This is a genomic window from Pedobacter fastidiosus, from assembly GCF_014306625.1.
Taxonomy (GTDB): Bacteria; Bacteroidota; Bacteroidia; order Sphingobacteriales; family Sphingobacteriaceae; genus Pedobacter; species Pedobacter fastidiosus.
Map to the genome: position 1 here is coordinate 154,116 of NZ_JACRYL010000013.1, position 9,796 is coordinate 163,911.

Here is a 9,796-nt window from a genome sequence, read left to right on the forward strand (position 1 = left end):
CAGGTGTAAAAACAATATTTTATTCTGTTTCACATAACCATTTTCTTTTTGAGACAGCCTCTTTTTTGTGCCATGATAATTCATTTCTAAAATTCTTGTAACCTTTTTAAAAAACGGTCGTCCTATTAATAACTAAAAAGGTGGAAACCGTTCGTTTCTGCTACTAAACTTTAAACAGGAGAGCAATATAAATGGAAAGCGCATTAAAATGTGTTATGGAAATCTTTTTGCCCAATTTTTTAAACGAATAAACTTAAACCGATGAAAAATTTTTACAAAATAGCACTCATTATACTTGCCGTTTTTACGGGAAATAGCTCCTTTGCACAAACCTCAGCAAAGGCAAACATTACTGGAACTATCCTTGATGAAAATAAGAAACCAGCAGATTATGTAACCGTTGTGCTTTTTAAAGCCTCCGATTCTAGCGTAGTTAAAACAGCTTTTACAGATCCAACAGGAGCTTTTGGATTCATGATCCCCATCAAAGGAGATTACTTTTATAAAGCTAGCAATATGGGTTATAAAACCATCAAAAGTAAAACCTTAACACTTGCAGATGGAAACCAGAAAATAGATTTTGGATCAGCACAATTGATTTCTTCAACCCAAAATTTAAAGGAAGTTACAGTTGCCCTAACAAAACCATTAATTGAGCGCAAAATGGATAAAGTGGTTATGAATGTTTCGAGTAGCGCCATCATGACGGGCTCTAATGCCCTCGAAGTTTTACAAAAAGCACCAGGCGTTTCTGTAGATCAGAACGATAATATTTCTATGCAGGGCAAGCAAGGTGTTTTGATTCAATTGGATGGAAAACAAACTTATATGAGCAGTGCTGATGTGGCCAACTTGCTTAGAAACATGCAGAGTTCTGAAATAGAAAGTATAGAATTGATTACCAATCCATCTTCTAAATATGACGCTTCTGGCAATTCGGGGATTATCAATATTAAAACCAAAAAAAGTAAAAACGGCGGAACAAATGGAAGTGCAAATGCTACCCTTGGTTATGGGAAAAATTTTAGGGGTAATGCAGATTTGAACCTGAATCATAGAACCCAGAAAGTGAATCTTTTTGGAAATTACAATTATGGAAAAACGGAAAGAGAGAATCTAATTACGATCGATAGAATTTCAAACGGCACACCAGATACGTATTTTATGCAGGCCGGAACAAGTCGTAGAAAACAACAGAATAATAATTTTAAGGCAGGGTTAGATTATTTTATCGATAAGAAAAATACTATTGGCGTACTCGTTAATGGATATTTTAATCATGGAACTGAGGCCGCGGTAAATAACACTTTAATTGGTCCATCTTTTCAAAAAGTAGATTCTTCATTGGTTTCGAACAGCCTTCAAACCAACAAATACAACAACCTTTCTTATAACTTAAATTATAAATCGGTTTTAGATACCGCTGGTTCAGAATTATCTGCTGATGTAGATTATTCAAAATATAGTGGAAATGATGGCTCTGATTATGAAAATGATTATCTATTTGCCAATGGAAATAGAATCCGCCCAATTAGTTATACCAGAAACAATACGCCTTCAAAAATTGATATTAAGGCATTTAAAATTGATTACAACGTTTCACTAACCAAAAGTATAAAGTTAGAAGCTGGGGTAAAAAGCAGCTGGGTAATAACCGATAACGATTTGCAGGCAGAAGAGCTTGTAAGCAATAATTGGCAAAATGATCTTCGCCGAAGCAATCAGTTTATCTATGATGAAAATGTTAACGCTGCTTACACCAATTTAAATAAACAGTTTAAAAATACCAGCGTGCAGATTGGTTTAAGGGTAGAGCAAACTAATTCTAAAGGAAATTTAATCACTACAAATACTGTGGTAGAGCGAAGTTACTGGGATTTTTTTCCAACGTTATTTGTTCAGCAAACATTATCCAAAAACAACCAGCTGGGTTTTTCTTACAGCCGAAGAATCGATCGCCCAAGTTATGATGCCTTGAATCCTTTTATTTACTACTTAGATCAATATACATACAACAAAGGAAATCCATTTTTGAACCCACAATACACCAACAATTTTGAATTGAGCTATACTTTTATGCAAAAATACATGCTTTCAGTTGGCTACAGTAGAATTAATGATGTAATTACTGAAGTTCTTTTGCCTGATGAAGCTCAAAAAGCATTATACCAAACAAACGCGAATCTTGCCAAAAACATCAGCTACAATGCGAACTTAAATATCCCGGTGCAGTTTACCAAATGGTGGCAAACGAATAACAATTTAAATGTTTTTTACTTGAGCTTCGAGGCGCCAGATTTAGCCGGAAGTGCTTTAAAAACTGGAAAAACATCTTTTCAATTTAAATCTCAGCAAACTTTTACCATTGCGAGTGGTTTCACCGGTGAGTTAAATGGCAGTTATGAATCGCCTGTAGATTATGGCACATTAAAATTAAAAGCCCGTTATTCTATTGATGCAGGTTTGAGTAAATCGCTATTTAATAAAAAGGCAAGCTTGAAGCTGGCTTTATCTGATATATTTAATATGTCTGAAAACAATTTATCCAGCGCTTACCCAGGTTTAAATTATTACGTGCATCAAAAAAATGAAAGCCAAATTGGCAGAATAAGTTTTACTTATCGCTTTGGTAAAAATGAGGTAAAACCGGCTCGCCGTCGTGCTACTGGAACAGAATCAGAGCAAGGTAGGATGAAAAATTAATGCTTAGGAAAGTTTATACATTGCCGTCTGGCTTCAGCCGACGGAATTGGATAAATCCTAAAACAAAAAAGGGCGATGTTTCCATCGCCCTTGCTATTATTTGCTCAAATACATTGATTTATCTTTGTAAAGCTTGCGGAAGTAAGGGTCTTCCAAATCTTTTATGAAACGAATGGCTTCACCTGTCGATTTCATTTCCGGACCTAACTCTTTCGCAACCTCAGGGAATTTTTCGTAAGAGAAAACAGGTTCTTTAATGGCATAACCTTTAAGCTTGCGTTCTATGGTGAAATCTTTCAGTTTCGCTACCCCCAACATAATTTTCGCTGCGATATTGATGTAAGGAACATCGTATGCTTTTGCAATGAAAGGCACCGTACGCGATGCTCTTGGATTTGCTTCGATTACATAAACTTTCTCATCCTTAATGGCAAATTGAATGTTTAATAAACCGATTACATTTAACGCTTTTGCAATTTTAATAGAATATTCTTCCATCGATTTAGTTACCGATTCTGGCAAGCTGAACGTTGGTAAAACTGCGAATGAATCTCCTGAGTGAATTCCTGCGGGCTCGATGTGTTCCATCATGCCCACAATGTGAACATCGTCGCCATCAGATATTGAATCAGACTCTGCTTCTTCTGCTCTATCTAAAAAGTGATCGATCAATACTCTGTTGCCTGGTAAATCGCCTAATAATTTTACTACTGCTTTTTCAAGGTCTTCGTCGTTAATTACAATGCTCATTCCTTGTCCGCCTAATACGTAACTCGGACGAACCAAAACTGGATAACCAACTTCGTTTGCTACAACAATTGCTTCTTCAGCATTTTCGGCAACACCATATTTTGGATAAGGAATTCCCAATTCTTTTAACAAATCTGAGAAACGACCGCGATCTTCAGCGATATCCATATTCTCGAAAGAGGTTCCAATAATTTTAACCCCGATTTCAGTCAGTTTTTCAGCCATTTTCAAAGCTGTTTGTCCACCTAATTGAACGATAACGCCCATTGGTTTTTCAAGCTCAATAATCTCACGAACATGCTCCCAGAAAACTGGCTCAAAGTATAATTTATCGGCCATGTTAAAATCTGTAGAAACCGTTTCGGGGTTACAGTTAATCATGATGGCTTCGATTCCAGATTCTTTTGCAGCCAACAAACCGTGTACGCAAGAATAATCAAATTCGATACCTTGACCAATACGATTTGGACCAGAACCTAAAACAATAACCTTTTTCTTATCGCTAGGAATAGATTCGTTTTCCTCTTCGAAAGTTGAGTAATAATATGGCGTTTTTGCAGGGAATTCCGCTGCGCAAGTATCAACCATTTTATACACTCTATTTATTCCTAAAGCTTTACGGCGATCGTAAACTTCATCTTCCGTAACGTTTCCTAGCAACCAAGCAATCTGAATATCAGAGAAACCCTTTTGCTTAAGCGTCATGAAGAAATCTTGAGGGATATTATTTAATGAATATCTTTTTAATTCAGTTTCAAGCAATACGAGCTCTTGAATCTGATTTAAGAACCATTTATCAATTTTAGTAACCTTACGGATAGATTCCAAAGGCACCCCCGTTGTCATGGCATCTTTTATTAAGAACAGACGGTTCCAAGAAGCATGCTCCAAACCGTACATAATGTCTTCAATATTGCGAACTTGTCTTCCATCCGCACCTAAGCCTGCACGGTTAATTTCTAAACTCTGACAAGCTTTTTGAAGCGCTTCGATGAAAGTACGACCGATGGCCATAACCTCGCCCACAGATTTCATTTGTAAGCCCAACTCCATATTTGCACCTTTAAATTTATCGAAATTCCAACGAGGGATTTTAACGATTACGTAATCTAAAGTAGGTTCAAAATAGGCTGAAGTGGTTTTTGTAATTTGATTTTCAATTTCATCCAAGTTGTAACCGATAGCCAGTTTTGCAGCAATTTTTGCGATTGGATAACCGGTTGCTTTACTTGCCAAAGCAGATGAACGAGATACACGTGGGTTAATTTCGATTGCGATAATATCATCATTGGCAGGATTAACCGAGAACTGAACGTTACAACCACCTGCAAAAGTTCCGATAGCACGCATCATTTTAATCGCCTGGTTACGCATATCCTGGTAACAACGATCAGACAAGGTCATTGCCGGCGCAACTGTTATCGAGTCTCCTGTGTGGATTCCCATTGGGTCGAAGTTCTCGATTGAACAGATGATAATTACGTTATCATTGCTATCTCTCAATAATTCTAACTCATATTCTTTCCAGCCTAAAACAGCTTGTTCAACTAAAACTTCGTGAGTTGGAGAAGCTTCTAATCCGCGTTTAAGCGCAGCGTCGAATTCTTCCTTTTTGTGTACGAAACCGCCACCAGAACCACCCAAAGTGTATGATGGGCGAATAACCAATGGGTAACCGATTTCTTGCGCAGCTTCTTTACCTTCTAAAAATGAATTGGCAATTTTAGATGGCGCTACACCCACACCTATATCAACCATTAATTGGCGGAAGGCTTCACGATTTTCGGTTTTTTCGATAGCCGCTACATCAACACCGATTACTTTAACACCATATTTTTCCCAAACACCACGCTCGGAAGCTTCTACACAAAGGTTTAGTGCAGTTTGGCCTCCCATTGTTGGCAATACTGCATCAATTTTAGGCAAATCTGGAGAGTCTATGTGCTCTTGCAAAATAACCTCGATTGAATCAACAGATAGCGGACGAAGATAAACATGATCGCCAATAACCTTATCCGTCATAATTGTAGCCGGATTGGAGTTGATAATTGAAACGGTTATTCCTTCTTCTTTTAAGGATAACGCTGCTTGAGAACCCGAGTAATCAAATTCGCAGGCTTGGCCAATAATAATAGGGCCAGATCCGATAATAAGTACTGAGCGTATGGAAGTGTCTTTAGGCATGATAAAGCTTAATACAAAAATTAAATTTCTAAAGTGTCGGTTCTTGTTAGAACCATGAAGCAAGGAGGTTTTTTGCTTTTATAAGAAGAAAATCCCAACTGTTCTGTCGGGATGCAAAGATACACCTTTAGAAGTATTTTAAGCTGATTTTTTTAAAATAAAAAAGAGGGCCGATTACGCCCTCTTTTTAAATTTTTCTTTTGCAAATTGAACTATTGCAATAATTTAATTTCGCCAAGATCGGTGGTTGCACTATCTTTTACTGCAACGTTTTCAATCATAGTATCTTTGTATGGTGCGTTGCCTTTAATCCAAATGGTATAAACGCCCTGTTTTAAATTTGTAAAGCCGAATGCGCCTTGGCTAATCTGCGCTTTTAAGGTATCGGTTCCAGCAACTAAAGAAACTGAAGACGCTCCATCTACTGGAGTTATTTTTCCCATTATGCCACCTAACCTAATATTCTTGAATGCAATTAATCCTATCGATAAAACAACAATAAGGGATAGAATAATACTTAACTTTTTCATGGGGATGATGATTTTGTTAAAATTTTAAATTTTTTCTTAATGTCCGAAATAAATAACACATTTTGATGCATTTAGTTTTAAATAATGAACACTCCTACATCAAACGTACTATAAATTATACAAGGCCTGTTCGTACTAAATCCTTTTATCACCCTCAAATGTTAATTGATGTTAAAAGATTTTCAAAAACCTGCTTAGGAAGTCAGATTTAAGTCACGAAGTTGTGATGATTCAATTATTGGCAATAATGTTGTAATAAGCTCATCGTATTTGCGTTTTGTAAATACTTTAGAGTAAGATCTAAAGCTTCCTCAGCGGAGTAGTTAACCGCAAGAGGATTTCTTCATAAATAGTTTGTTTGGTTTATTATCCGGTCAGAGGAGCCCTCCTCGACCGGATTTTTTTGTTTAACGCCATTTTCCTTTACATTTGGCTTAACAGATTAACCTGATTAAAAAGGCAGTTATTGTATCTTATTTTACATCGTGAACAAATCAATTAAAAAAATAGCCATTGTTGGGCCAGAGAGTACGGGGAAATCGACCATGTCTCAATTCTTGGCTAAATATTACAAAGTTGCCTGGGTGCCAGAATATGCCCGTTACTATTGCGAAGCTTTAGTAGGCCCATATACTTTGCAAGATGAGGTAAATATGTATTATGGGCAGGTTGCGCTAGAAGATGCTATACTTGCTACCACAGAAAATGACTTTATAGTTTGCGATACCACATTTGTTACCGTTAAAATTTGGAGCGATGAAATGCTGGGCGAAACCCCACAAATTGTTTTAGATGCCTTGCCAAAACGCCCCTACGATTTTTACATTTTGTTGGATATCGATTTACCTTGGCAGGATGATCCTCTTCGTGATTTCCCAAACCAGCGTGAATATTTTATGGAGGTTTGGCACAAGGAATTGAAAGCCTTGAATGCAAATTATAAAGTAATTAGCGGACATGGGCACAATCGGAATCAAAATGCCATTGATGCCATTAATGTTTTTCTGCAAAGCTCAAAATAATTGAATCCGCTGTAGCAAAAGATTTCAAATTGATTCTTGTGCCTATTTTTGATTAGAATCTAGCTTTAAGAGTAATACTTTTAACTTTCTAATTTAATAAAATCTGTTTTTAAGGGCTGATGTGATTTTTTATTATCTTTGCTCGCATTACGCTGGTCCCGTAGTTCAACGGATAGAATAGAAGTTTCCTAAACTTTAGATATGAGTTCGATTCTCGTCGGGATCACTTTTATGTATGCTAAAATGATTCAAAATCCTGTAAATCAAATACTTACAGGATTTTGTTTTTACCAAAAAACATCAAAAAAAGCCCTTTTTTATTCATTTTGGTGAGTAAATCGGTGAGTTTTGGAAGAAATTAAATTTCTACCACGGATTGAGGATAAAATACTGATTGTCAGCATGTTCGGATTTTGAACATCTTGTTTTAGTCAGGTTGCAAATCTAACTTTGTTAACCCTTTAATTCAAGCTTATGAATCAGAATTTCAATCTGCTTTTCTATCCGAAAAAGCAAAAAAAACACAACGAAGATGGCCTTTCACCAATCTATTTGCGCATTAGTGTAGGTGGAAAACGTTCAGAAATCTCAATCGGAAGAGAGATCCATCCAGACCAATGGGATAACCGTCGAAATAAGGTGATAGGCACAAGGATGGAAAGTCGAGTCCTGAACGATTACATGAACAGCATCATCGCCAAAATCCGGAAGATTCACACTGGCATGATAGATCGTGATGAAGAAATCGATGCAGAAACGATCCGCAACAACTACCTTGGAAAAGGCACAAAATGGAAAATGATTCTTGAAATATTTCAGGAGCACAATGAAAAATTTGCTGAGCTTGTTGGGAATGGTTACAGTGCAAATACCCTTAAGACTTATAGGAGCTCGATAAAACACCTTTCTGCATATATCGTGCTTAAATATGACAAACCCGATTACCCCTTAGTTAAAGTGAATTTTGAATTTATTACTGGATATGAACATTATCTCAGGGTAGAAAAAGGATGCATGGCAATATCCGCCCAGAAATATATAGTCCATTTAAAGAAGATGATATTTTTCAGTCTGGCTAGTGGATGGATTGTTGCCAATCCTTTCCTGCACTATAAGTTAAACGCCAAGCCCTCTGCGAGAACTTTCTTGACACAAACAGAACTTGACACCATGCGAGCAAAAACTCTCCATGTGCAACGGCATATCCAAGTTAGGGATATTTTTGTTTTTAGTTGCTATACCGGCCTTGCATATATAGATGTGCAAAAACTCCAAAGAAGTGAAGTCCAGATTGGAGACGACGGCAAGGAATGGATATTTACTTCTAGAACAAAGACTAAGACGCCATCTCGTATTCCTATTCTGGCGGAGGCAAAAGAGATTTTAGACCGTTATAAAAAACACCCGATTTGCGAAATAAAAGGCCTGGCTCTTCCGGTATATTCTAACCAAAGGATGAACAGTTATCTAAAGGAAATTGCTGATCACTGTGGTATAACCAAGATCTTAACCTTCCACTTGGCGAGGCACACTTTTGCGACAACAGTAACACTTTCCAATGGTGTACCCATAGAAACCGTTTCGAAAATGCTAGGACATAATAGTTTAAAAACCACACAGCACTATGCTAAAGTGTTGGATTCCAAAACAGGGTATGACATGTCACTGCTGGCCGAAAAGCTCTCAAAAAGAGCTAATGTTAAAGCGCCTAAAAAGAAGAATAAATCGAAAATAAAGATTCTAAAACTTTATCAGGGAACTTAAACCACTTAAACTGGTAAATATTTCAGAATATTAGTCTATTGATGGTTTTTTGTTATTTTTGTCGTGATGAAAGGTTTAAGGCAGGCACGAGTGGTATTGGTTCACTGGAAAAGATTCACGGGGATTGAGTTGGATGTTTTCTCCAGCCTCAAAAATTTCTGTGATAGCTATCCAGATTACAGCTATCATACCATAAGCAACTACCTGTCAAAAAAAAAGCAGCCCTTTGAAAATGACCAAATTAAAATTGAACGCAAGCCAATCTTAACGAAACTAGAGAGACCGGAACTTCCCAAAGGCTTATTTTGGGATATGAGGTATTCTGCAATCAATTGGCAGAAGGCTTATCAAATCGTCATCGAAAGAGTGTTAAGCAGAGGCGATGAAAATGATTGGGATGTAATGATAAAATTCTACGGCAAAGAGAAAATCACAGATTCCCTTAAAAATGAAATTGGTGATCTACCCGAATTAATAATAGACAAAGTATGTAAATATTTCCAGTTGAATAAAAATCAACTGAAATGTTATATAAAAACACAGTCACACCAGAAACACTGGATTTAATCCAGAAATTAATGAACGACCAAAAGCTGGAACAATTTTTTCTGGTGGGTGGAACCGCATTATCGTTAAAAATTGGACATAGGATATCCATCGATATTGATTTATTTTCGATGCAAACATTTGATCCTCACTTGCTGCAGGATCATGTGCTGTGGAATTACGGCTCCAATTTAAAAGTGATTGGCACAGGTGCCCTAATGGTGCATATACCAATAAATTTGACCCCCTTTCGCCAATTTTAAATTGACCCCCAGAGTTGTTGCTTGAAAAAAGCAG

At 36.9% G+C, this 9,796-nt stretch carries 7 protein-coding genes and 1 tRNA gene; 6 read left to right on the forward strand and 2 right to left on the reverse strand.

Annotated elements, in window-relative coordinates; translation table 11 throughout:
* Positions 1-261 precede the first annotated feature (261 nt).
* Positions 262-2,703: an outer membrane beta-barrel protein gene (locus H7U22_RS15615; protein ID WP_187072272.1), complete on the forward strand. Its 2,442-nt coding sequence runs from the start codon at positions 262-264 to the stop codon at positions 2,701-2,703.
* 96 nt (positions 2,704-2,799) lie between these two features.
* On the opposite strand, the gene carB is transcribed toward H7U22_RS15615, so the two are convergent.
* Positions 2,800-5,637, reverse strand: coding sequence for a carbamoyl-phosphate synthase large subunit (carB, locus tag H7U22_RS15620; protein WP_187072273.1), 2,838 nt, complete (start codon positions 5,635-5,637; stop codon positions 2,800-2,802).
* A gap of 212 nt (positions 5,638-5,849) precedes the next feature.
* The gene (locus H7U22_RS15625; RefSeq protein WP_187072274.1) at positions 5,850-6,167 is read right to left on the reverse strand and encodes a carboxypeptidase regulatory-like domain-containing protein; all 318 of its coding nucleotides are present in this window, start codon (positions 6,165-6,167) and stop codon (positions 5,850-5,852) included.
* A gap of 485 nt (positions 6,168-6,652) precedes the next feature.
* On the opposite strand from H7U22_RS15625, the gene H7U22_RS15630 reads away from it, so the two are divergent.
* From H7U22_RS15630 to H7U22_RS15650, 5 genes are all read left to right on the forward strand, one after another.
* Positions 6,653-7,189, forward strand: a complete 537-nt coding sequence (locus tag H7U22_RS15630) for an AAA family ATPase (RefSeq protein ID WP_187072275.1) — start codon at positions 6,653-6,655, stop codon at positions 7,187-7,189.
* Positions 7,190-7,343: 154 nt separating this feature from the next.
* Positions 7,344-7,415: transfer RNA gene (locus H7U22_RS15635), tRNA-Arg, on the forward strand.
* A 248-nt stretch (positions 7,416-7,663) separates the two neighbouring features.
* Positions 7,664-8,953 carry a site-specific integrase gene (locus tag H7U22_RS15640; RefSeq protein ID WP_187072276.1) on the forward strand — a complete coding sequence of 430 codons (1,290 nt, stop codon included), beginning with the start codon at positions 7,664-7,666 and terminating at the stop codon, positions 8,951-8,953.
* A 66-nt stretch (positions 8,954-9,019) separates the two neighbouring features.
* Positions 9,020-9,520: a DUF6922 domain-containing protein gene (locus tag H7U22_RS15645; protein ID WP_187072277.1), complete on the forward strand. Its 501-nt coding sequence runs from the start codon at positions 9,020-9,022 to the stop codon at positions 9,518-9,520.
* An 11-nt stretch (positions 9,521-9,531) separates the two neighbouring features.
* Entirely contained in the window at positions 9,532-9,762 is a 231-nt protein-coding gene (locus H7U22_RS15650; protein WP_248284770.1) for a nucleotidyl transferase AbiEii/AbiGii toxin family protein, read from the forward strand.
* The last annotated feature ends 34 nt before the right edge of the window (positions 9,763-9,796 follow it).